This is a genomic window from Bacillus sp. EU63 (genome assembly GCF_038592915.1).
GTDB lineage: Bacteria > Bacillota > Bacilli > Bacillales > Bacillaceae > Bacillus > Bacillus velezensis.
Map to the genome: position 1 here is coordinate 2,946,138 of NZ_CP151944.1, position 24,362 is coordinate 2,970,499.

The following is a 24,362-nucleotide window of genomic DNA, read 5'->3' on the forward strand; positions in this document are numbered from 1 at the left end:
CCGCATTCGGCGTCCCTTTTTATTATCACTTGGCAAGCTCATAAATGGCTTCGGCATATAAAGCCGTTGACCTGAGAAGGTCATCGATTTCAATGTACTCATCCTTTTGATGCGCGCTGTCAGGCCGGCCGGGGAACAGCGGCCCGAACGCGACGCCCGCCGAAAGGGATCTCGCATACGTTCCTCCGCCGATTGAAATCAGATCCGCTTTCTTTCCCGTCTGTCCTTCGTAAACCTTTTGAAGCGTCTTTACGAGCGGATGATCGGCAGAAACGTGGTGCGGTTTGCTGTCTTTAAATTCTTCAAGCCGGAATTCTTCAGCAGACGTAAAAGCATCACGGATGGCTTTGCTGTCTGAAGTGACGGGATAACGGATGTTGATGCCGAGTTCTCCTTCCTCACCCTTTCTGTATGTAAAGGTGCCGACATTCAATGTCAGCTCTCCGCTGATGTCATCCCTGCAATCAATTTTCAGCTTTTTGCCTCGTGTATCATTTGAAAAATAGTCACTGACGGTTTTGACAAAGCGCTTTCCGGCTCCATCCAGCTCTGTTCCGTTAAGGCATTCAGCAAGCTTTAAGCCGGCATTGACACCATTATCCGGTTCCATCGCGTGGCATGATTTTCCGTACACCCGAAGCGTCAGTTTTCCATTTTCCGAAACTGCTTCACCTTGTGTTTTTGACTGCTCAAGCCATTTGCTGAAATATGCGTGCACGGCATCAAGACCGTTCCCTTCAATAACCGCTTCAGCCGCATCCGGCACCATGTTCAAGCGCAGTCCTGAACGGAATGACAGAAGCACGTTTTTTGCGTCTTTGTCAGAAGCGCTTTTTGCAATGCGCAGTGACGCATCTATAATTCCTTTTTCCGCGTTAATGATCGGAAAATCTGCGTCAGGAGCAAAGCCGATGTCAGGCATTTTTTCGTGTTTGAAGTAGTGATCCACGCATCTCCAATCACTTTCTTCATCCGTTCCGATGATGATTCTCACGCGTTTGGATAAAGGAAGCTGCATGTCTTTGACGATTTTCAGCGCATAAAACGCCGCCATTGTCGGCCCTTTATCATCAATGGCGCCTCTGGCATATATCCGGCCGGCCCTGATATCGGCTGAAAACGGATCGCTCGTCCAGCCGTCTCCGGGCGGAACGACATCGACGTGGCACAAAACACCGACGATTTCGTCACCCGTTCCCCATTCAATATGGCCCGCATAGCCGTCAAGATTCTTTACGGTGAAGCCTTCTTTTTTACCGAATTCCAGCAGTGACGTCAGGCTGGCATTGACGCCTTCTCCAAACGGCCGGCCGGGACCGGCTGTTGATTCGTCCATTACGCTGTTGATCTGCAAAAACTTCTGCGTGTCACGGATCAGATCTTCTTTGTTTCTGATGACTTCAACTTCCCAGTTCATCACAAATCCCCTTTCTTGATAAAGACTTGCAAAATGTCGATAAAACGAATAATATAGATGATGTTTTGAAAAAATGTTCGTCATTGGAGGTACTTATGTTTCATCTCGACAAGCATCAAACGACAATAAAAAGAGAAATTACCGCGGGATTGACCACCTTTTTCACAATGGTGTATATCATTGTCGTCAATCCGGTGATCCTTTCCAATGCGGGAATTCCGTTTGACCAGGTGTTCACCGCGACGATTATCGCTTCCATTGTCGGAACTTTATGGATGGCTCTCGCTGCGAATTTTCCGATCGCCATTGCCCCCGGCATGGGCTTAAACGCGTATCTCGCCTTTCACGTTGTCGGCACAGGCAGCGGCATTACGTATCAGACGGCTTTCAGCGCCGTTTTTATCGCGGGAGTCATCTTTATTATTTTATCGTTAACGCCTTTAAGAAAACAACTTATAGAAGCGATTCCGGACAATTTAAAATACGGAATTACGACCGGCATCGGCTTATTTATCGCTTTTATCGGCTTACGCCAATCCGGAATCATCACGGCTGATAAATCTAATCTGGTCGCACTCGGCGATCTTCATTCGCCCGCCGTCATTTTAACGCTAATCGGACTTATCATCAGTATTGTACTGATGGTGCTGAATGTAAACGGGGCTCTGTTCATCGGAATGGCGCTGACCGCTATCATTGCCTTTTTGACCGGGCAGATCCATTTCGCGAAAGGATTCATGTCCTTCCCGCACCTGCCGGAGGGGCTTTTGATCACAAATCCGTTCGGTGCCCTCGGGGATGTCGTGCATCACGGTCTGTACGCCGTTGTGTTTTCTTTTCTTCTCGTTACGATTTTTGACACGACCGGCACCATGATCGGTGTCGCCGAACAAGCGGGATTGATCAAAAACAATCAGCTGCCGAATGCCAGAAGAGCGCTTTTGGCTGATTCGACCGCTACGACGGTGGGAAGCATCTTCGGCACCAGCCCGACGACCGCGTTCGTGGAATCTTCAGCAGGTGTGGCGGCCGGCGGAAGAACGGGGCTGACGGCGCTGACGATTGCCGTTATGTTTGCCGTTTCCATGTTTTTCAGCCCGCTTGTCAGCGTCTTATCGGAAGTGTCCGCGATTACGTCACCGGCTCTGATTATTGTCGGCAGCCTGATGATGGGTGCGGTATCGAATATCCGCTGGAATGAGCTTGATGAAGCGTTCCCGGCCTTTCTCGTCATTTTGGCGATGCCTTTAACGTCCAGTATTTCAACCGGAATCGCACTCGGCTTCATTTCATATCCGCTTGTTAAAGCAGCTAAGAAAAAATGGCGCGAAATCCATCCTCTAGTCATCATCTTCGCCGTGCTGTTTTTTATTCAGCTTTTTATTTTGAACGGACATTAAGAAAAATCCCTTTCCTTTTTCGGAAAGGGATTTTCACATATAAAGAACGGAAAGAATCGCGGCAATGAGACACCAGGCGGAACAGATGATTTGAATGACGGTTAATGCGCTGTTTCGCGCCCGGAAATAATCATCACTGTCTCTCTTGATACCGCTTAAAACCGGTTTATCCGTGATCCGGTCAAATAAAAGCGACGCGGCATAGCGGCTGACGATCGCAAATAAAATAAGGACTGCCGGCTTCACTAAGAGCGGAAGAACGAGAATAAGAGCCGTAAAAGCCGCGGTTAAAAGGTAAAGCTGCCGGAGATACCCGCCGTTTCGGATCAGCACTTTAAAGAACAATTCTTTCCACGCCGTATACGCCGACCGTTTTGTAAAGATGTGCTTTGAGCCGGGATATAAAAACGGCTTGCTCCGCCCTTTATTTTTACCATTCGGGAGCTGCACATCATGGCTGAGCATCAAAACAGAGGCCGCAAATGAAAGCTTCCGCCTGTTCTCCTCAAGCACTTCTTCCTCAAAGGCTGATAATGTCTCCGTCCCTTTCCAAATCAAAAAAGCGGAACAGATGAACAATATACATCCCGCCGGCCAAAGCCAATACCATTCGGCGGCATAGACGATCATAAAAAACGCACCCGCCATCAGAACCATCACTTTCAGCCAGCCCGCCGCCTGATTCCCGAATGTCCGCCTGCTGTTTTTCCTGTGCCGGTGCACCGCTAATATCGCGGTATGGAAGCCGAACAGACAGCAAAACATACCTGAATATGCCGGTAAGGTACAGTCACCGTACTGACGCCATAAGGGAAATAATAATACGGCAAGCGCACCCCATTTGATAAGGGAAAGGAACATCGAATACAAAAGCGCGTACCGTTTCAGCTTTTGCATCAGATGTTTTGCATGCACCAAAAACACGTGATCCGCTTCCAGCAAAAAGGTATGAATAAAACCCGTGCACAACAGCAGGGCACTGAATACATACAGCCAGCCCCATCCTAATACTCCTGCCGCTCCATTAAGAAGCCCCCTGCCGTTCAGCCATTCAGCATATTGATAAACGGCAAATGCGGCAGCGGGAAGAACGATATACAGCGCGACCGTCCAATCAATGACCGTCTGGAACACCTTCCATTGATACCGCCAATAATGAAACAGCCTTTGAAAAAACAAAGCCCGCCCGGTCATCGCTGACTGCTCCGAACCGCTGAATAAAAGCAATCCAGCAGTGAACGGCTTCCCGTTTTTTCCTGAAGCTCCTCTAACGTGCCTTGAAGAAGCAGAGCGCCCTGATCCAGCAAATAAAACCGGTCGCAGATTTTTTCCGCCGTATCCAGAACATGAGTGCACATTAAAATCCCCGCGCCCCTTTCTTTCTCAGCAATCAGCATGTCGGTAAACAGCTTCGTTGAGATCGGATCAAGTCCGATAAAAGGCTCATCAATGATGTAAATATCCGGCTTCGCCAAAAATGCCTGTATGAGCATCAATTTTTGCTGCATCCCTTTTGAAAAGCCGGAAGGCAAATCATGTTTTACAGACGTCAGCGAAAACTCTTCAAGCAGCCGCCCTGCCCGCTCACGGCATTCTTCCCCTTCTATACCCCGCAATGACCCGGTCAGCTCGAGGTGCTCCCAAAGCGTCAGTTCATCGTAAAAACTCGGACGCTCCGGTATGTAAGCATAAGATGAATCCTTCCACTCAATACCGCCTTCTATATCCCGGGACAGCCCGAGAACCGCCTTTATCACTGTACTTTTCCCCGCGCCGTTCGCTCCGATTAAACCGGCAATTTCACCAGCGTTGACTGTCAGAGATACATCAGAAATCACCTTCGGCCTGTCAGCATAACCGGCGCAGACAATGTTTGCATTCAATAATTCTCCCAAACTTCTCACTCCCCCGTTTTCATACGGACATGTATAAAAAAAGTTTCAGTTTCCATAATAATAAAAGCGGACCGGACATAGTAATGCACCAAGGCGGCACCCATTTGGAAAAAATTATCTGCGCTTATTCCTAGATTCATGTCGTCCATATCGTGTATAATGGAGGCAGTTAAAAGAGAAAAAACAGAATGTCATCCTTTGTTGCTTATTCGTACGAAGTTTTAGAGTCGAAAGTTGTGGTATATCAAGTCCATCCGATCTTATGATAGGGAGTGGTTTTTTGAAACCTTCAACAAATCGTATGCTGACTCGGATTAAATCAGTTTACATGTTCATCCAGGAAAAAGGCCTTGTGACAACACAGGAACTGGTTGATGAATTCGGCATTACACCTAGAACCATTCAGCGAGACTTAAATGTGTTAGCATACAATGATCTTGTTCATAGTCCTAGCCGAGGCAAGTGGGAGACAACACGAAAAAAAGTGAAAATTACATCTTAAGCGAACAATTACATAAGGCCCTTTTCGGCCTGACATGCTGCAAGGCAAAGCAGCGTCTTTGCCTTGTTTTTTGTTCCTCTATATAAAAAGCCCAAAACAAATCTGTTTTGGGCTTTTCTGATATCGATTACACTTCAGCGCCTCTCAGCGTTTCGAGCTCCTCTTCAGTCAGCTCGCGGAATTCTCCCGGTTTAAGATCCGGGTCAAGAGAAACAGCCCCCATCGAAAGCCGCTTCAAATAAGCCACTTCATTTCCGACAGCCTTTGCCATCAGCTTCACCTGATGATATTTGCCTTCTGTAATGGTCAAGTGAATCACCGTTTCATCCGGACTTTCTGTAATGATTTCAACGGCTGCCGGCTTCGTCTTATAGCCTCCTTCAATGACGACGCCTCTTTCCAGATGAACGATGTCTTCCGGTGACAGAGGTGAAGTTAACCGGACCTCATATGTTTTAGGCACATGCTTTTTCGGAGAAAGCAGGCGATGAGCGAGCTGCCCGTCATTGGTCAGAAGCAAAAAGCCTTCCGTATCCTTATCAAGACGTCCCGCCGGAAACGGTTCAAATCGCTGTTCTTCAGGCGTCAGCAGATCAACTACCGTTTGCTGGCGGCTGTCTTCGGTAGCGGACAGCACTCCTTGCGGCTTATTCATCATGACATAAATAAATTCACGATAATCTGCCGGCTCTCCGTATACCGTGATGTCCTGTTTTTCCGGATCGACATGGGTTTTCACATCTTTCGCCGGCTCTCCGTCAATCATGACAGCCCCTGCCTTGACGATTTTTTTCACATCTTTTCTTGAGCCGAATCCGCTGTTGGCAAGCAGCTTATCAAGTCTCATCCTGATCCTCTCCTTTAAAAAGAAAAGCCCGCGATAAGCGGACTATTCATTATTTCTCAATGGGCGGAATGCCTGCCTCTTCTCAAAACGCGGGGCAGACGGTTTCCAAACATTTTCTGTAAAAATCCGATTCGGTATGCGGCAAACATGTACACCGCACCGCCGACAGCGGCGCAGACAAAGACGACAATCGCCGCATGCACCTGGCCGCTTTGGTATGTTACAAAGAAGCTGAGCAGCCATTGAGTCATCTTGACCGCGACTCCCATCACGATGGACAGGACTGCGATTAAAATGACCCGTTTTATAAGTACCGTATACGAATAGCCCGCATGGCGCTTAATCATGACAAAACCGTACAGAAGAGAAGCGATATAACCGAGCGCCGTTGCCAAGATGGCCCCGTCTCCCTGAAACAGCTTGATCAGCGGCACGTTCAGCACCACTTTTATAATGACGCCGATGAAAAGGCTCACGACAGCAAATTTCTGTTTATTAATCCCTTGCAGGATCGCGGCGTTTACGGTAAACAGAGAAAACAGAATCGCGACAGGCGCGTACCAGAACAATATATCCTGTCCGATATCCGGGCGAAGACTTTCAGAGCCGTAGAAGAACGTATAGGCCGGCCCCGATAACACGGACATCCCGACAACGGCGGGAATAACCAAAAACAGAATGATTTGCATCGTCTGGTTAATCTGCTGGTTCAAAAGCTTATAATTCCTGCTCGTAAACGATTCAGTAATCGTCGGAATCAGCGTCAGACCGAAAGCGGTCGCCAGAGAAACCGGGATCATGACAAGCTTCGGCACATAAAGGGTGACAATCGCAAGCATGTCCTGGCTGATATCCTTATGGCCCGCCGCAATCATCGCTTTATTAAACGTATTCGTATCGATATATGAATACAAAGGAATCGCGAGTCCGACAAATACGTAAGGAGCGGCATAACTGAAAAGCTCAATGAACATTTTTTTATAACTTAAGTTCGCAGACGGGACGAGATTCGGCTTCATCGCCAGGAGATCGCCCTTCCGCTTATTCCAGTAAATATAAAGGACGACAAGCCCTCCGAATGATCCGATCAGCGCCGCGAAAGTCGCGTATCCGACTGCGATGACAAGGCCGCCGTTGATCACTCTTAAAATCAAATACGTTGCGCCCAATAAAAAGATGATCCGGGCAAGCTGCTCCACAACCTGTGAAACGGCTGTCGGCCCCATCATCTGGTGACCTTGGAAAAAACCGCGCACAAGACTCATAATCGGCACGACCAAAAGTGCCAGACTGACCATCCGGATGACATAAACGACGTGGTCAATCGTAAGTCCGTTGTTACTCGTGCCGCCGAGAGATGTTTCCGCAAAAAACGGCGCCGAAATATAAAGAATTGAAAAAGCGATCATCCCGGTTACGAGCATAACCGACATTCCCGCTCTCAGCATCCGCCTGCTCGTCTCATAGTCTCCTTTGGAGTTATATTTCGAGACAAATTTTGAAACCGCGGCGGGAAATCCCATCGTGGCAATGTTTAAAAACAGTGTATATTGATTATATCCGTATTGAAACAAAGCTCCGCCCGTCGCTCCGACCATCGCTCCGAACGGGATCAGATAAATCATCCCTAAAATCCGCGATATATAGGTGCCGAGCGTCAGCACGAACGTGCCCCTTAACAATTTGCTTGACATGTTTCCTCATCACCATTTTCTACGAAGATTCAACTTTTCTATTTTAACACAACTGGGCAATTAGACGGTAATAATTACAGCGGGAAACTTTTTGGGAAAACCCTTTAAAAAACAAAATACGTTTAAGGATTCCCTTTCTTTCGCTATAATAGCAGAAAGCGGACATTTCCGCCTATTATACGTGAAAAAGAAAGTTGTTGATGAAATATGAAACATTATGACGTGATTGTGATCGGCGGCGGTCCGTCCGGTTTAATGGCTGCGATTGCGGCAGGCGAAGAAGGGGCGGACGTATTATTAATCGATAAAGGAAACAAGCTGGGACGGAAGCTGGCGATTTCCGGCGGCGGGCGCTGCAACGTGACCAACCGCCTCCCCGTTGAAGAAATCATCAAACACATCCCCGGCAACGGCCGCTTTTTATACAGCGCGTTTTCCGAATTTAATAATGAAGATATCATCGCCTTTTTTGAAAAACTCGGCATTCAGCTGAAAGAAGAAGACCACGGGCGCATGTTCCCGGTGACGGACAAAGCGCAAAGCGTTGTCGATGCGCTTTTGAACCGATTAAAACAACTGAATGTCACCATCCGCACAAATGAAAAAATCAAAGAAGTGCGGTACGAGAACGGCAGGACAGCAGGCATTACGACAAACAATGACGAACACATTAACGCAGACGCCGTCATTATCGCGGTCGGCGGAAAATCAGTCCCGCATACCGGCAGCACCGGAGACGGCTATGCATGGGCGGAAGCGGCCGGTCATACCGTGACCGAACTCTTTCCGACGGAAGTGCCGGTTACGTCGTCAGAACCGTTTATTAAACAAAAAACACTTCAGGGGCTGTCTCTTAGAAACGCGGCCGTCAGCGTCCTGAATAAAAAAGGAAAACCAATCGTCACACACGTGATGGACATGCTGTTTACCCATTTCGGCTTGTCAGGCCCCGCCATTCTCCGCTGCAGCCAGTTTGTCGTCAAAGAACTGAAAAAGCAGCCAGAGGTCAAACTCCGCATCGATCTGTTTCCCGGCATCAACGAGGAAGAGTTATTTCAAAAGATGCACAAGGAACTGAAAGACGCACCGAAAAAAGCGCTCAAAAACGCGCTGAAGCCGTGGATGCAGGAACGGTACCTGCTTTTTCTTCTGGAACGGAACGGTCTTGATCCGCAGACAAGCTTTACGGAACTGCCGAAGGATCAATTCAGGGCTTTTGTCAAAGACTGCAAACAATTTACGGTTGCCGCTGACGGAACGCTTTCTTTGGACAAAGCGTTTGTCACAGGCGGAGGTGTTTCCGTAAAAGAGATTGAGCCGAAACAAATGGCGTCTAAAAAAATGGAAGGCTTATATTTTTGCGGAGAAATACTCGACATTCACGGCTATACCGGGGGCTACAATATCACTTCAGCCTTTGTCACGGGTCGTCTCGCCGGTTTGAATGCAGGACGTTTCTCACGCTCGCTCTAAATGGTTTAAAGCGCATTTACCTGAGCGTCCCCGTTGATAATTGACCAAAAACATGATAGAGTTTTCTGCGTTTTGTTTCACCTGATTGAGGGAATAGGAAGAAAGGAATGATCTGCAATCGTACGACCACACTAAAACAAAATGGCGTATTGAAAAAAATAGTCAGAGGGTGAGAACGTTTGAAGAAGAACATCTCCAGTGTTTTTTGGATTGTGATTGTCATCACAGCAGCTGCGGTTTTATGGGGGGCCATTTCTCCTGACAGCCTGCAGCAAGTCACTGATACGGCACAAAAATTTATTACGGATTCTTTCGGCTGGTATTATCTGCTGGTCGTTTCTATATTTGTCGGTTTCTGTCTCTTTCTCATTGTGAGTCCGATCGGCACAATAAAACTCGGCAAACCCGGGGAAAAACCGGAATTCGGCTTATTATCATGGTTTGCCATGCTTTTCAGCGCGGGCATGGGAATCGGTTTGGTATTTTACGGGGCTGCGGAACCGATCAGCCATTACGCCATCAGCTCTCCCTCAGGTGAAACAGAAACGCCCCAAGCATTTCGTGATGCGCTCCGGTACACATTTTTCCACTGGGGGCTGCACGCTTGGGCCATCTATGCGGTCGTCGCTTTATGTATCGCATATTTTCAATTCAGAAAAGACGCGCCCGGTTTGATCAGCAGCACACTGACACCGCTTTTGGGCGATAAAGTAAACGGGCCGATCGGCAAAGCAATTGACTGTATCGCGGTGTTTGCGACCGTTGTCGGTGTGGCGACAAGCTTAGGGCTCGGAGCGACTCAGATCAACGGCGGTCTGCATTATTTATTCGGCATTCCGAAAACATTTTCCATTCAGCTGATCCTGATCGCTGTCGTGACCGTGTTATTTTTGATTTCTGCGTGGAGCGGAATCGGCAAAGGGATTAAATACTTAAGCAATACCAACATGGCGCTCGCGGGTATTTTAATGATCTTTATGCTCATTGCAGGCCCGACGGTGCTGATTATGAACTCATTTACCGATTCTATCGGCCAATACATCCAAAATATCGTGCAGATGAGCTTTCGCTTGTCTCCGAATGATCCCCAAAAACGCGAATGGATTAACAGCTGGACCATTTTCTATTGGGCCTGGTGGATATCCTGGTCGCCGTTTGTCGGCATTTTTATCGCCCGTGTATCAAGGGGCCGGACGATCCGGGAATTTTTAATCGGGGTGTTGGTGACACCTTGTATATTGGCTTTCTTATGGTTTGCGATCTTCGGTGTATCCGCGATGGATCTTCAGCAGATAGGCGTATTCAATGTCGCGGGAATGTCAACGGATACGATGCTGTTCGGCGCACTCAGCCACTATCCGCTGACAATGGTGACATCCGTATTAACGCTTGTTCTGATCGCTGTATTCTTTATTACATCAGCGGATTCAGCGACATTTGTGCTTGGAATGCAAACGTCTTACGGCTCATTAGACCCGTCAAACCGGGTGAAAATCATCTGGGGCATCATCCAGTCCGCCGTGGCAGCGGTATTATTATATTCCGGCGGTCTGGCCGCACTGCAAAACACGGCCATTCTCGCCGCGGTTCCGTTTTCAGTCGTGATCCTTCTGATGATCGTGTCTCTGTACAAGTCATTAGCGAGCGAGAGAAAAGGAATCAAACAAGCGGAGAAATACCAAAAACCGAGAAGCCCCCGCGTCAAAAAAGCATAATGCACAAAGAAGCCCGGCATTTCGTCCGGGCTTTTTTATTTTCGGTATAAAATGAGAGCGGAAAAACAATAAAGCTGCTCACCTTCAGGATCACAGGCCGCCGCTACCGTATATTTAATATCAACGAGCTGTTCATCAGAAATCCCCTTTAAAAATGTATTGACTTCAGTCTGCAGATCCTTTTCATGCTCCTCATCAAAAACAGCTATCTTCAGCACATCACCCTCTCCTTTCTCTATCAATTTATTCCGGTTCAATTGAAATATGATAGAGAAAAACAGATTTTCTTTTTTACTGATTTTTACTAAAAGCAACCAAAAATAGTTGTTGAAAACGCTTACTAACGTATGATAATATCATTTTAACAATAACCAGGTCATTTCTATTTAGTAAATATTTAGTAAAAAGGAGATGCGAAATGGTCCGTCTCAAAGATATTGCCTTACAGGCATCTGTATCCAGCGCGACAGTATCGAGAATTTTGAATAAGGATGACTCTTTGGCCGTGACTGATGAAACAAGAGAAAAAGTTCTGAGGATCGCCGATGAGCTGGGCTATCAGCCGTCGGCAAAAAAACGGAAGAACCGCAGCCGCAGCGATTCAGCGCCCCTGATCGGCGTTGTCAGCTGTCTGTCACCGGAAGAAGAACGGCAGGATCCTTATTTTTCGGCGATCCGAAAAGGCATTGAGGAAGAATGCTTTCGGCAAAAAGTTTTTATCACATCTTCTATCCATCTCGGTTCTTTTCAAGAGCATATGTTTCACGAACTGGACGGCGTGATCGTCATCGGCAGCCTGCAAGACGAGGCGCTTACGAATATCAGCGCCGCTTTCAGGCACGCGGTATTTGTTAACGGCACCCCCGATCCCGCCCGCTACGATTCCGTCAGCGTGGATTTTTATGCCGCAGCGCAGAAGGCGATAGAACATCTTCTGTCGCTCGGTTATCAACGGCTCGGTTATATCGGCGGCCGGGAGCGGGAGCATACCGTCATAGACGGCGTAAACAGCAATAAAACGATTGAGGATAAGCGTCTGACCGCTTTCTTACAAATGGCCGGCGCCGAGCCGGAGCATGTACTGATCAGCGAATACAGCATGCACGAAGGGTTCCGGCTGATGAATGAAGCCATCAAAGGCGGAAGTCTCCCTGATGCCTTTTTTATCGCAAGTGATTCGATGGCTGTCGGCGCTTTAAAAGCCTTGCAGGAAGCCGGCCTTCAAGTCCCGCGCGATACGGCGGTTGTCAGCTTCAACGGAATTGATGAGGCAGAATACGCCAGCACGCCGTTATCAACGGTAAAAGTATACACGGAAGAGATGGGCCGGACGGGTGTCAAATTGCTTCTCGACCGTTTAAACGGCAGAACCGTCCCGCTGGCCGTGACGCTCCCCACTTCATTGATTGTCAGACAAAGCTGCGGCTCACAAGAAAGGAGGTGACGTGTCCCGCAGCGTTTATATCATATTTAAAGGAGGAAAAGATGAAACGCTTACTGGCTTTGTTTCTTTCTTTTACTTGCATGATCCTTCCCGGCTGCTCGGCAGAACAGAGCGGCGCCGGAGAAAAGCAGAAAACATTGACAGTCTATTCCACAATATCCTCAGACAGCGAACGCGCCGTATTCAGAAAGTTGGCTGATTCATTCCAAAAAGAACATCCGGACATTCAAGTAAACGTTCATTTCCCAGGCAATGACTACGAAAATATGATGAGGGTCAGAATGGCGGCCGGTGACATGCCCGATCTTTTCGACACACACGGCTGGGCCAAAATCCGCTACGGAGAATATACCGCTGACCTCAGCGGCATGTCTTGGACGAAGCGGCTCGATCCGAATTTAAACAGCATGCTCAAAGACGCCAAAGGCAGAATATACGCCTTCCCTCTGAATCAGGCAAAGGACGGACTGGCCTACAACCGCACGTTATTGGAAAAATACGAAATCAAACCGCCGGAAACAATGGATGATTTTATGAAGGCACTGAGACAGATTAAAGAAAAAAGCGGCGGAACAATCACCCCCTTTTGGTTTGCCGGCTATGAGAAAAGCTCATTTGCCCAATATTACGATCAATTCGCCGCACCGCTTCTCATCACAGATCCCGCACACCGTTACAAAAAACAGCTGTTAAACGGAACCTTCCGCTGGACACACTTCACCTATTTATCTGACAAACTGAAAGAGATGCAAAAGGAAAACCTGCTCAATATAGATGCCGTGACGGCAAAACGATCCCAGCTCATTGAACTGATGGCGCAAAACAAAATCGCCTTTACGCTGCAGGGCGGCACCCTCGGCCAAGACGTCGCTCAAATCAATCCGAAGGTAAAAGTCGGCATCATACCGACCCCGGCCGTCCACAAGGGAGACGCGCCGGTTTGGATCGGAGGCGAACGTTACACGCTGGCGGCATTCAAGGATTCCCCGCGGCTTGAAGAAGCGAAACAGTTTATCGCATTTATGGCCCGACCCGAGCATGCAAAATCAATTGCCGAAGCGACCTCGCTTCCGGCCGGATTAGTGAATGTACAAACGGACATTTTCTACGCAAATGACTATAAGCGCTATCAGCATATTAAGGTGCAGCCTTATTTTGACCGCCTTTATTTGCCGAACGGAATGTGGGATGTGATGGGAACAGCCGGGCAGGAGCTGATGGCCGATATCTTAACCCCCGCTGAAATTTCAGCGAAACTCGGCAGGGAATATAAGCGGCTCCGGCTTCAATCTGATTCACGGGGAGCTGAAAAAGAATGAGTGATCTTGCAAGAGAAACTCAAGGATTTCAATATCAAAAGCCGGTAAAACCCGCGTCACTGTGGTGGATGTACGTTCCCGCTCTTGCCACGGTTTTTATTTTCATGATTTTTCCGTTTGTCAAAGGCGCTTTTATCACATTTACAAACTGGAACGGCTTCTCACAGACGTATCAATGGGTGGGGGTCACTCAATATAAAAGGCTTTTTACAGATCCGGACACGTGGCTTGTTGTGAAAAACACTTTGCTTTACGGCATCGGAAGCACTTTTTTTCAGAATATGCTCGGACTTTTATATGCGCTGCTTTTGAATCAGAGCTTAAAAATGAAGGCGCTCACAAGAACGATCGTCTACCTGCCCGTCATTATCAGTCCGCTGATTATGGGATACATTTGGTATTTTATTTTCTCATATGACGGGGGTGCGCTGAATGATGTATTTGGCGCACTGGGAATCGGTCCTGTCAACGCCTTGGCAAGCCCTGCGGCAAACCCGTGGATTATCGTCATGATTAACACGTATCAATACGCAGGCATTGCGATGATTGTATATTTAGCGGGGCTGCAAAGCATTCCGAAAGATTATTACGAAGCCGCAAAAATGGATGGCGCTGGAGGTCTTCAGCCGTTTTTCACCATCACCCTGCCATTATTGATGCCGGCTGTCACCATCAACATGGTCATCAATATCATCGGCGGGCTGAAGCTGTTTGATGTTATTTTCGCGCTGACCGCAGGAGGGCCGGGCAATTCCTCTCAATCGATGTCGACGTTTATGTATGATTTATATTTTAAACGGCAGGATGCGGGATATGCCGCCGCCCAAGGAGTATTTATGTCCGTCATTATTCTTGTCATCAGCTTTTCGGCTCTCGTGTATTTCAAGCGAAAGGAGACGGAAATGTCATGAAAACAGCCCGAATGCGGATTTTTACGCTGTTGGCAGCCGTTATCTCGTGCGTTCATATTGTCCCCTTTTATATTTTGCTGACCACGTCATTAAAAGCAAAAGGTGACTACAGTTCAAAATGGTCGCTGCCATCCGCCTTTTCATTTCAGAATTTTCGTGAAGCATGGGAACGTGCCTCTCTCGGGCAATCCTTTCTGAACACGATCATCATTACAGCCGTTTCCGCCGCTTTGTTAATTTTCATGGGTTCGCTTGCCGCATACCCGCTCGCAAGAAGAAATACAAAGCTGAACAAAATCGTCTTCGGCCTTTTGATTTCTATCATGATCATCCCGCCTTTGACTTCCATGGTTCCTTTATACAAGATGGTCGCTGATGCGGGGCTGATCAATACGCATGCCGCAGCCATTCTCATTAATACGGCTGCATATATGCCGCTGACCGTTTTCTTATATTCAGGGTTTATCCGCTCTTCCATTCCGAAAGAGCTTGAGGAAGCCGCGAGGATGGACGGCGCGGGATTGATCAGGACTTTTTATACAATCGTGTTTCCTTTGTTGAAACCGATTACCGCAACGGTCTGCATTATTTCCTGCGTGTTTATCTGGAACGATTACCAATTTGCGATTTTCTTTTTACAAGATCAAAAGGTGCAGACATTGACCGTGGCCATGGCGGGATTTTTCGGCGAAAACGCGAACAATCTTCACTTAGTCGCCGCAGCCGCGATTATGGCGATGCTGCCGATGGTCGTATTGTTTTTGGCGCTTCAAAAATATTTTATCTCAGGGCTGTCCTCCGGGGCGGTCAAAGGCTGAGAAGAAAAGGGAGGAATTTCTGTTGAAGAAAATTACGTTTATCGGAGCGGGAAGCACGATTTTCGCAAAAAATGTACTGGGGGACTGCTTACTGACTGAAGCATTAAACGGGTTTGAATTCGCGCTTTATGATATTGACGCTGTACGGCTGAAAGAATCCCAGCTCATGCTGGAAAACATGAGAGACCGCTACAATACGAGTATATCCATCATCTCCTACGATGACCGAAAACAGGCGCTGAAACACGCCGGCTATGTGATAAACGCCATTCAGGTCGGAGGCTATAAACCCGCGACGGTTATTGACTTTGACATCCCGAAGCGGTACGGTCTCCGCCAGACGATTGCCGATACCGTCGGAATAGGCGGCATTTTCCGTTCCCTTCGCACCATCCCCGTTTTATTTGACATCGCAAAAGACATGGAAGAGGTCTGCCCGGATGCGTGGCTGTTAAACTATACAAATCCGATGGCCTCTCTGACCGGAGCGATGCTCAGACATACAAATGTCAAAACGGTCGGCCTGTGCCACAGCGTCCAGGTATGTACCAAAGATCTGTTTGACTCACTCGGCATGGATCACGAAGGTACGGAGGAACGCATTGCCGGCATCAACCATATGGCTTGGCTTTTGGAGATTAAAAAAGACGGAATTGATTTATATCCGGAAATTAAAAGACGGGCACGCGAAAAACAAAAGACGAAACATAAGGACATGGTGCGGTTTGAGCTGATGGATAAATTCGGCTGCTACGTAACGGAATCATCTGAGCATAATGCCGAATATCACCCGTATTTTATAAAAAGCCGGTATCCGGAGCTGATAGATGAACTCCAAATCCCGCTTGATGAATATCCGAGGAGATGCGCGGAACAAATCAACAATTGGGAAACGATGAGAGACGGCATCATCAACAACCAAAACCTGACGCATGAACGCTCAAAAGAATACGGTTCGAGAATTATTGAAGCGATGGAGACGGGCCGTCCGTTCACATTCGGCGGCAATGTGCTGAATACCGGGCTGATACCGAATCTGCCGGCGAAAGCGGTCGTTGAAGTGCCTTGCACAGCCGTCAAAAACCACATTATGCCGTCCTATTCGGGCGAACTTCCGGAGCAGCTCGCGGCGCTCAACAGAACAAACATTAACACACAGCTTTTAACCATCGAAGCGGCCGTTACTTTAAAAAAGGAAGCCGTATATCAGGCGGCCATGCTTGACCCGCATACGAGCGCCGAGCTTTCCATGAATGACATCATATCTTTGTGCGATGACTTATTCGAAGCGCACAAAGACCGGCTTCCGACTTATCACTGATCATTCGCGATCCGGCCCCGGAAAGGCTGGATCGCTTTATATGTTCAGCACCAGTTTGACCGTCTGTAAGGTGTGTCCCCTAAAGTCTTCTTCAAATTCACATACCCATTGAAACCCTTTCGCTTGATAAAAGGACAAGGCGATGCGGTTCTCTTTTTCTGCATGGACATAAAGCTTTTTTACCCCGCCGGACTGCCTGATGCATTCTTTAAGGAGTGCCGTTCCTATCCCGCTTCCCTGGCAATCCGGGTCAATATAGATGGCGGTCAGCTCCGCATTTCCGTCTTTTTGAACCGGAGTGACATTTGCAAAACCGAGCACTCGCCCCTCTTCTTCTGCCACAAAGAACAGAGAATGCAAGAGCCGGCGTTCCATCATCTCATCCTGATAGGCGGATTCGAGAAACTGATCTTGAATGTGTCTGGGAATAATCCCTTCATACGTATGATGCCAGCTTCGTTCTGCGACTTGCCGGACCTGTTTGATATCGTTTGATTTCATAGCGCGGATCATCGGTTTCACCTGATTCGCCTCCCGTTTTTTTATAAAAAAAGAAGAAAAAGACGCACGTCCCTTTTCTTCTTCCACTTCAAAGCGTTATTTCTTCGGCTTTGTTTCGCCTTCCCACTCCAGCATGCCGCCTTCAACATTAACCGTACGGAAGCCCTGCTCATGTAAATACATACAAACGTTCATGCTTCTTTTTCCGGAACGGCAGATAAATACATATTCCTTGTCCTTGTCTAACGCATCCATCTTCTCAGGGATGTCTCCCATGCGGATGTGAACGGCCTGCGGAATCATTCCTTCGGCAACTTCTTCGTCTTCTCTGACATCAATCAGATACAGCTCTTCTCCCGCTTTTAATTTTTCTTCCAGTGCGGCTGTGCTGATTTCATTTATTTTCAATGTGTGACACTCCCATTCATCTTTATGGTGTTAAGTATACCAAAGCCTGCGGTGCAATTTCTATGATAGAGGCCTGATAAAAAAGCCCCTCTCTGTAGGAGAGGGGCTTCGTCCGGTCAGTTTGCCACGATATTGACAAGCTTGCCCGGTACGGCAATGATTTTTCGGATCGTTTTTCCTTCAAGCTGCTCTTTTACTTTTTCGTCAGCTTGTGCGAGCTGTTCTAATGCTGCTTTATCAGCATCAGCCGGAACCATTAATTTCGCTTTTACTTTTCCGTTCAGCTGGACGACGATTTCCACTTCATCATCCACCAGTTTTGATTCGTCATAAGCAGGCCAAGCCTCGTATGCAATCGAACCTTCGTGGCCGAGTTTTTCCCACAGTTCTTCCGCCAAATGCGGCGCAATAGGAGAAAGCAGCTTCACAAAACCTTCGATATATTCTCTCGGCAGTTCATTCGCTTTGTAAGCTTCATTAATGAAGACCATCAGCTGAGAAATGCCCGTGTTAAAACGAAGGGCTTCGAAGTTTTCTGTCACTTTCATGACCGTTTCATGATAGACGCGCTCAAGAGTTTCGCCCGCGCCTTCTGTCACTTTGCCCGTCAGCTCGCCGTTTTCCTCGATAAACAAACGCCATACACGGTCAAGGAAGCGGCGAGCTCCGTCAAGACCTGATTCAGACCAGGCGATAGATGCATCAAGCGGCCCCATAAACATTTCGTACAGGCGGAGCGTATCTGCTCCGTGAGACGCCACAATTTCATCCGGATTGACGACGTTTCCGCGGGATTTACTCATTTTTTCATTGTTTTCCCCGAGAATCATTCCTTGGTTATACAGCTTTTGGAACGGTTCTTTCGTCGGCACGACACCGATATCGTAGAGGAATTTATGCCAGAAACGCGCGTACAGAAGGTGAAGCACGGCATGCTCCGCTCCTCCGATGTAAATATCAACGGGCAGCCATTTATCCAGTTTCTCAGGTGAAGCGAGCTGATCCGGATTTTTCGGGTCGATAAAGCGGAGGAAATACCAGCAGCTTCCCGCCCATTGCGGCATCGTGTTCGTTTCTCTTCTGCCTTTTTTGCCCGTTTCAGGATCAGTGACTTCCACCCACTCTTTAATGTTGGCAAGCGGTGATTCACCTGTTCCGCTCGGTTTGATCTCATCGGTTTTCGGCAGAATCAGCGGCAGCTCTTCCGCAGGAACGGCTGTTGACGTGCCGTCTTCCCAATGAATAACCGGAATCGGCTCGCCCCAATAGCGCTGGCGGCTGAACAGCCAATCACGCAGGCGGTATGTCACTTTTTTCTCACCGTTTTTCGTTTCTTCAAGCCAGGCGATCATTTTTTCAATCGCTTCCGCTTTATTCAGTCCGTTCAGAAAGCCGGAATTGACATGCTCTCCGTCTCCCGTGTACGCTTCTTCTTCCGTGTTTCCGCCTTTTACGACTTCTTTGACAGGCAGGCTGAACACTTTGGCGAATTCAAAATCACGTTCATCATGCGCCGGCACGGCCATTACAGCGCCCGTTCCGTAAGAGGCGAGGACATAATCCGCTATCCAGATCGGCAGCTTTTCTCCGTTTGCAGGGTTTACGGCATATGCGCCCGTGAAGACGCCTGTTTTTGTTTTCGCAAGATCCGTCCGTTCCAGGTCACTTTTCGCCTGTACTTCTTTAACATAAGCGTCTACCGCTTCTTTTTGTTCAGGCGTCGTGATGGCCTCCACAAGCTCATGCTCAGGAGCCAGTACGGCATAAGCCGCGCCGAACAGCGTGTCCGGTCTTGTCGTAAACACCGTAAACGTGTCATCAGTGCCGTCGATCGCGAAATGCACGTTTGCGCCTTCTGAGCGTCCGATCCAGTTGCGCTGCATGTCTTTAATGCTTTCCGGCCAGTCAAGGTCTTCTAAATCTTCAAGAAGCCTGTCCGCATAAGCGGTGATTTTCAGCATCCATTGTCTCATCGGGCGGCGTTCAACCGGATGGCCGCCCCGCTCGCTTTTGCCGTCAATGACTTCTTCGTTCGCAAGCACCGTTCCGAGCGCCGGGCACCAGTTGACCGGCACTTCGTCTACGTAAGCGAGCCCTTTTTCGTACAGCTTAGTGAAGATCCATTGCGTCCATTTGTAATAGTCCGGATCAGTCGTATTGATTTCACGATCCCAATCGTAAGAAAATCCGAGTGATTGAATCTGACGGCGGAAATTATCTATATTTTGTTTTGTGAACTCAGCCGGATCATTCCCCGTGTCAAGCGCGTATTGCTCGGCAGGAAGCCCGAACGCGTCCCATCCCATCGGATGAAGCACATTGTATCCTTGCATGCGTCTCATGCGCGAAAGGATATCGGTTGCCGTATAGCCTTCCGGATGTCCGACATGAAGGCCGGCTCCTGAAGGATACGGGAACATGTCAAGCGCGTAAAACTTCGGCTTGTCATTCTCTTCACTGACGGCGAACGTTTTATGATCCAACCAGTAATTCTGCCATTTCTTTTCTATTTTTTCGTGCTGAAAACTCAACGTAAAAACCTCCTTCTGATTGAATACGGCGTATGTAGTCCAAGTATTGACGGGATGAGGAAGATTATATTCAGATTATTCTAAAACTAAAAAAAACTCCCTCATCCCAAAAAGGGACGAGAGATTTTTGTTTCCCGCGGTACCACCCTCGTTAGCGCGCTTTTAAGCCGCACTCACTTGATACTTTTAACGCAGTTATGCGTCAGCGGTTTTGCCGCTGCAACTCTGAGGCGAGTTCGGAAACAGACTTGATTGACTTGCACCGGCCGTCAACTCTCTGATTGCAAAATCTGCTTCTTACTGCTCCTCTTCACTGTTCTTATCGCTACCGTAATCTTACCTGTATTTTATAGAATTCTGTTCATAAGTGCAAGCAGGTTTGTATACAATGGGAATGTACCCGGAACGGGTCGTGAGCGGGGATATTATTTTGATGGAGGATTTTTTTGCTGGTGTGGTTTTGCTTCGGCCGAATCACTGTTTTGTTCTCTGACAAAATCAAAGCTCCTGAGAACAGCTTCTCCGCCGTAGCCTGCGATTATGGATAAGATGACGAGTTGAATTCCTGAATCGGGGTCAGCGGATAAGACAAGTAAGATGGAAGCAGCCATTCCGATAAAACCATCTTCCAAAAAACCGAGATAGATAAACCGCTTTGTCATTCTGGGTTTCTCCAGCCTGCCTCTCTTTTTCACATGACCGAGAACCCCCATGATTCCTCCAATTACACAAGCAATTATTACCTGATGCAGCATCTTCATCACCTTCCTAAAGCCCTTATTTAGTAAAGCGACTTCAGGCCATCCAGCCCCCTTACGAATACGATGATTTTCGATATCTACATACCGGCGATTGAGCAGGAAAGTAAAAAGCTTGTTTCTTCCATTATATGTGAACACATGATCGGTAAGCTTGATGCATTAGATTCATTTTTCACCCAGTGACAATGACCTAGTCACTTACTTAGCGATGATGTGCCTTCCCCTTATATATTCAGTGTATATGAGGACAAGCCCGAATGACAAATTGCAAACTTCGGCTGCTTGAATCAGAACATATGTTATGCTACGGTTACTGTAGATTCATTTAAAAAGGGGAGAAACAATGGCTGAAAAAGCGCGCAGCTTTACGGCCAAAAGGGGGTTTTACATGGCTGACTCAAATGTATTCGGAAAACCGGAGCAGCTGGAGCTTATCAAAAAGGCGCTTGATCACGCACGTATCGGCGTGGTGATTACAGACCCCTCTCTTGAGGACAATCCCATCATATATACAAATCAGGGATTTATGGATATGACAGGCTACTCTTCCGAAGAGATATTAGGTAAGAACTGCAGATTTCTGCAAAGCAAAGAAACCGACCGTCAACAAGTCGCGAAAATAAGAAAGAGCTTAAACCAGAAAGAAAAGATCACGGTGCGGCTGAAAAATGTCAAAAAAGACGGCACCCCATTTTGGAATGAACTCAACATTGATCCTCTGTATGTTGAAGACAAGCTCTATTTTGTCGGTTTTCAAAAAGACATCACAGAGCAGAAAGAATACGAAAAGCTCCTTGAGGATTCCCTCGCAGAAATCACGACGCTGTCAACGCCGATTGTTCCGATCCGAAACGGCATCTCCGCTTTGCCGTTAGTGGGAAACTTAACAGAAGAACGATTTGATTCAATCGTGACAACTTTGACGGACATATTAACCGCATCTAAAGATGATTACTTAATTATAGACTTATCAGGTCTGGCCGAGGTAAACGAACAGACCGCAGACCGGATTTTCAAATTGCACCACCTGCTTAAATTAATCGGCACGGAATTGATTATCACCGGGCTCAAGCCTTCCCTCGCCATGAGAATGAATCAGCTTGATGCCAGCTTTTCTTCATTAAAGACATATTTAAACGTTAAGGACGCGGTCAACGTGCTTCCGGTCGTATAAACAAAAAAATCCCGCCGAAACAGCGGGATTTTTTATGTCGTCATCGCACTTGGACGTTTTGTTTACTAACGGTTTTCAGGCGTTTGTCGTACAGCACCGTCGCTGCGATGCTGACAACAAGAAGCACCATCAGGATCAACAGCAGCACGCTCATTCCGTACTGATCAACCAGCACGCCGCCAAGAAGCGGCCCGATCATTCTGCCGCCCGTCGCCGCACTGTTGACGAATCCTTGGTAAAACCCTTCTTTCCCCTTAGGCGCAAGCTGATTGGCAATGGTAGGCACGGCAGGCCAGACAAGCATTTCTCCGACGGTTAAAATCACCATTGCGGTGAGGTACATCGGAAATTGCTTGGCGCTGAGAAGCACGCCGAACGAGACGATAAAAATACAAAAGCCGATGACCATCTGCGTTTTTAACGCACCGGACCATTTTTTCAAAACAACTCCTATGAGAGGCTGTCCGGCGACAATTAATATTCCGTTTACGGTCCAGAGCACACTGTATAATGAAAGCGGCATACCGATGCTTTGAGTATGTGACGCAACGGTTGTGGACCACTGAGAATAGGCAATCCACCCGAGAACATACCCGCCGCTCAATATGAGAAGCGCCGTAAATTTCGTTCTGCTGCTGACAGGCTCGTAGTCCAGGACAGAAACCTGGCTCGCATTTCCGGTTTTGATATTTCGAAACCCGAAAAATACGATAAGGAAAAACAGCACATACAGCATAGCATTGGCTAAAAACACGTACGTAAACGAGTACGCCGCAACCATCCCGCCGAGTGCCGAGCCGACGGCGACACCTGCGTTCTGAGCTACATAAATCGCATTAAAAGCTCTCCGCCCGCCTTCTTTCCATACCGCTCCCGCCATGGCGTAACTGGCCGGAAACACGATACCGGAACCGAAGCCGACAATGATGAGCAGCCAAATATAAACGGGCCATTGGTGAAACAGAACGAGTCCGAGAAGACTTGCCAATGTGATCATAATGCCGAGCATAATGGATTTGAATCCGCCGATTTTATCAAACAAAAATCCGCCGCATAAATTCCCCGCCACACTGGCACCGGAATTCAGCATCAGAACAATCCCCGCAACAGTCAGCGATTTCCCTAAATGATTATGAATATAGATCGTATTCAGCGGCCACAAAAAAGATGCGCCCGTCACATTGATAAACATTCCGATGATTAATATCTTCAAAGCGCGCGGCATACCGATCCCCCTCTCTCTATAAAAAACCCCATGAAAAAACGGAAACCGCAAGCGCGGCTCCGTATCGAACACGTTATCATAGCACATTCATTCTATCGCCGCGGACGTCTTTTTTCAACATCAGAATCTGAAAAAAATAATGCCGGAATGTTGAAAAAATTACAAATGATTGGATTCACAAAAACAGGCCGGCCTTATGCTCTTTTCCTCAGCAGCCAAAACGGAATATACAGAATGAAAAAGCTCAATATCACCGCCGCTTCCATTGATAGAAGATACCACGGCCAAGGTCCGAAAACGTTCAGAAGCGAAGCGGTCTTCGGTTTTTTCATTAAATATAGGTAATTTGCATTCAGCACACGATCAATAAAAAAGACACACGCCCCGTACAGATTTACGATCAGCACCGATACCCACAGCCCGCGCGCCGACGGCCTGTACCTTTCTGAAGCAGCCATGAATAGACAGGTAAGAAAAACACAGCCGTGGGAGACGAAAAACACGATGTACCGAAAATGCGGGAAAGAATACGCCCCTAAATCAGGTGTTGCCATCGCCTGTACGGCGCTGCCCAAACCGGCAAAATAGAGGAAGGCGAACAGTTTTTCGCTTTTTGTCATGACCATCAGCATCGCCAAATAGACGGAAAGGTCGCTCAGCTGCAGCGGCAGAGCTGTTTTCAGCGACCATGCATGATGACAAAGCAGCCATATATGATAGCTGATCTGCGACACGGCAAGGAGAATGAATAGTACATAGCGGATCATGCGACTCTGGTTGAGCTTTTTCCGGAATACGATCACGCCCGCCCCCAGCAATCCGATGATCAACAGCGTGAAAATGTGTTCCTTGGAAAAAAGATGAAAGGCCCCTGTTTCAGATTTCAATTGAAAATACTTCTGCATAAGGCTCCCCCGCGCGAAAAAATGACGTATGTCTATTCTTTTAAAAATCGCTTTCTTCTATTCATACAAAAAAAGCCTCCGCTTATGCGGAGGCTCCTCAA

The 24,362-nt window shown here is 47.7% G+C and carries 22 protein-coding genes and 1 other annotated feature; of the genes, 10 read left to right on the forward strand and 12 right to left on the reverse strand.

Translation table 11 applies throughout. The features are described 5' to 3' along the window. Positions 1-25: 25 nt before the first annotated feature. Entirely contained in the window at positions 26-1,417 is a 1,392-nt protein-coding gene (gene pepV / locus NYE38_RS14645; RefSeq protein ID WP_017418396.1) for a dipeptidase PepV, read from the reverse strand. Between the two features lie 95 nt (positions 1,418-1,512). On the opposite strand from pepV, the gene NYE38_RS14650 reads away from it, so the two are divergent. Beyond that, a complete protein-coding gene (locus NYE38_RS14650; RefSeq protein WP_014418668.1) occupies positions 1,513-2,817 on the forward strand; it encodes an NCS2 family permease in 1,305 nt (434 codons plus the stop codon). A 33-nt stretch (positions 2,818-2,850) separates the two neighbouring features. Here NYE38_RS14650 and NYE38_RS14655 read toward each other — a convergent pair whose 3' ends face one another. Both NYE38_RS14655 and NYE38_RS14660 read right to left on the reverse strand, forming a co-directional pair. After that, positions 2,851-4,011, reverse strand: a complete 1,161-nt coding sequence (locus NYE38_RS14655) for an ABC transporter permease (protein WP_025649739.1) — start codon at positions 4,009-4,011, stop codon at positions 2,851-2,853. Continuing rightward, positions 4,008-4,712, reverse strand: a complete 705-nt coding sequence (locus tag NYE38_RS14660) for an ABC transporter ATP-binding protein (RefSeq protein ID WP_017418398.1) — start codon at positions 4,710-4,712, stop codon at positions 4,008-4,010. The genes NYE38_RS14655 and NYE38_RS14660 overlap by 4 nt, the downstream gene beginning before the upstream one ends. Positions 4,713-4,992: 280 nt before the next feature. Between NYE38_RS14660 and NYE38_RS14665 the strand changes: the two genes are divergently transcribed. Then, complete coding sequence (locus NYE38_RS14665) at positions 4,993-5,214, forward strand: DeoR family transcriptional regulator (RefSeq protein WP_003152337.1); 222 nt, start codon at positions 4,993-4,995, stop codon at positions 5,212-5,214. Positions 5,215-5,341: 127 nt separating this feature from the next. On the opposite strand, the gene NYE38_RS14670 is transcribed toward NYE38_RS14665, so the two are convergent. Together NYE38_RS14670 and NYE38_RS14675 are read right to left on the reverse strand one after the other, a co-directional pair. Then, complete coding sequence (locus tag NYE38_RS14670) at positions 5,342-6,061, reverse strand: pseudouridine synthase (RefSeq protein WP_007408795.1); 720 nt, start codon at positions 6,059-6,061, stop codon at positions 5,342-5,344. Positions 6,062-6,117: 56 nt separating this feature from the next. After that, a complete protein-coding gene (locus NYE38_RS14675) occupies positions 6,118-7,755 on the reverse strand; it encodes a polysaccharide biosynthesis protein (protein ID WP_326116820.1) in 1,638 nt (545 codons plus the stop codon). Between the two features lie 207 nt (positions 7,756-7,962). On the opposite strand from NYE38_RS14675, the gene NYE38_RS14680 reads away from it, so the two are divergent. Both NYE38_RS14680 and NYE38_RS14685 read left to right on the forward strand, forming a co-directional pair. Next, positions 7,963-9,228 carry an NAD(P)/FAD-dependent oxidoreductase gene (locus NYE38_RS14680; RefSeq protein WP_007408798.1) on the forward strand — a complete coding sequence of 422 codons (1,266 nt, stop codon included), beginning with the start codon at positions 7,963-7,965 and terminating at the stop codon, positions 9,226-9,228. Between the two features lie 179 nt (positions 9,229-9,407). Beyond that, positions 9,408-10,943 carry a BCCT family transporter gene (locus tag NYE38_RS14685; protein ID WP_017418399.1) on the forward strand — a complete coding sequence of 512 codons (1,536 nt, stop codon included), beginning with the start codon at positions 9,408-9,410 and terminating at the stop codon, positions 10,941-10,943. Positions 10,944-10,978: 35 nt separating this feature from the next. On the opposite strand, the gene NYE38_RS14690 is transcribed toward NYE38_RS14685, so the two are convergent. Beyond that, positions 10,979-11,161: a sporulation protein Cse60 gene (locus NYE38_RS14690; RefSeq protein WP_003152309.1), complete on the reverse strand. Its 183-nt coding sequence runs from the start codon at positions 11,159-11,161 to the stop codon at positions 10,979-10,981. A gap of 200 nt (positions 11,162-11,361) precedes the next feature. Between NYE38_RS14690 and NYE38_RS14695 the strand changes: the two genes are divergently transcribed. Genes NYE38_RS14695 through melA form a run of 5 tightly spaced genes read left to right on the forward strand, consistent with a single transcriptional unit; the run spans position 11,362 to position 16,756 of the window. Then, a complete protein-coding gene (locus tag NYE38_RS14695) occupies positions 11,362-12,387 on the forward strand; it encodes a LacI family DNA-binding transcriptional regulator (RefSeq protein ID WP_129093761.1) in 1,026 nt (341 codons plus the stop codon). 41 nt (positions 12,388-12,428) lie between these two features. Further along, positions 12,429-13,706 (forward strand): ABC transporter substrate-binding protein, encoded by a 1,278-nt coding sequence (locus NYE38_RS14700; RefSeq protein WP_025649744.1) that lies wholly within the window; start codon positions 12,429-12,431, stop codon positions 13,704-13,706. After that, the gene (locus tag NYE38_RS14705; RefSeq protein ID WP_017418402.1) at positions 13,703-14,617 is read left to right on the forward strand and encodes a sugar ABC transporter permease; all 915 of its coding nucleotides are present in this window, start codon (positions 13,703-13,705) and stop codon (positions 14,615-14,617) included. Before NYE38_RS14700 ends, NYE38_RS14705 begins: the two co-directional genes overlap by 4 nt. After that, positions 14,614-15,435: a carbohydrate ABC transporter permease gene (locus tag NYE38_RS14710; protein ID WP_007408803.1), complete on the forward strand. Its 822-nt coding sequence runs from the start codon at positions 14,614-14,616 to the stop codon at positions 15,433-15,435. Before NYE38_RS14705 ends, NYE38_RS14710 begins: the two co-directional genes overlap by 4 nt. A 22-nt stretch (positions 15,436-15,457) precedes the next feature. Further along, the gene (gene melA / locus NYE38_RS14715) at positions 15,458-16,756 is read left to right on the forward strand and encodes an alpha-galactosidase MelA (RefSeq protein ID WP_017418403.1); all 1,299 of its coding nucleotides are present in this window, start codon (positions 15,458-15,460) and stop codon (positions 16,754-16,756) included. A 36-nt stretch (positions 16,757-16,792) separates the two neighbouring features. Here melA and NYE38_RS14720 read toward each other — a convergent pair whose 3' ends face one another. From NYE38_RS14720 to NYE38_RS14735, 4 genes are all read right to left on the reverse strand, one after another. Then, entirely contained in the window at positions 16,793-17,269 is a 477-nt protein-coding gene (locus NYE38_RS14720; protein ID WP_217365606.1) for a GNAT family N-acetyltransferase, read from the reverse strand. Positions 17,270-17,353: 84 nt separating this feature from the next. Continuing rightward, positions 17,354-17,665 (reverse strand): rhodanese-like domain-containing protein, encoded by a 312-nt coding sequence (locus NYE38_RS14725; protein WP_007613212.1) that lies wholly within the window; start codon positions 17,663-17,665, stop codon positions 17,354-17,356. A 116-nt stretch (positions 17,666-17,781) separates the two neighbouring features. Next, positions 17,782-20,196, reverse strand: a complete 2,415-nt coding sequence (gene leuS, locus NYE38_RS14730; RefSeq protein ID WP_015240416.1) for a leucine--tRNA ligase — start codon at positions 20,194-20,196, stop codon at positions 17,782-17,784. A gap of 109 nt (positions 20,197-20,305) precedes the next feature. Then, positions 20,306-20,519, reverse strand: a binding site (T-box leader). Between the two features lie 102 nt (positions 20,520-20,621). After that, positions 20,622-20,957, reverse strand: a complete 336-nt coding sequence (locus tag NYE38_RS14735) for a DUF4257 domain-containing protein (protein ID WP_015418038.1) — start codon at positions 20,955-20,957, stop codon at positions 20,622-20,624. 388 nt (positions 20,958-21,345) lie between these two features. On the opposite strand from NYE38_RS14735, the gene NYE38_RS14740 reads away from it, so the two are divergent. Then, positions 21,346-22,131, forward strand: coding sequence for a PAS domain-containing protein (locus NYE38_RS14740; RefSeq protein ID WP_340803134.1), 786 nt, complete (start codon positions 21,346-21,348; stop codon positions 22,129-22,131). A gap of 40 nt (positions 22,132-22,171) precedes the next feature. On the opposite strand, the gene NYE38_RS14745 is transcribed toward NYE38_RS14740, so the two are convergent. Both NYE38_RS14745 and NYE38_RS14750 read right to left on the reverse strand, forming a co-directional pair. Then, complete coding sequence (locus tag NYE38_RS14745; protein WP_017418406.1) at positions 22,172-23,356, reverse strand: MFS transporter; 1,185 nt, start codon at positions 23,354-23,356, stop codon at positions 22,172-22,174. A 194-nt stretch (positions 23,357-23,550) separates the two neighbouring features. Further along, complete coding sequence (locus NYE38_RS14750) at positions 23,551-24,261, reverse strand: TIGR02206 family membrane protein (protein WP_071181941.1); 711 nt, start codon at positions 24,259-24,261, stop codon at positions 23,551-23,553. Positions 24,262-24,362 lie beyond the last annotated feature (101 nt).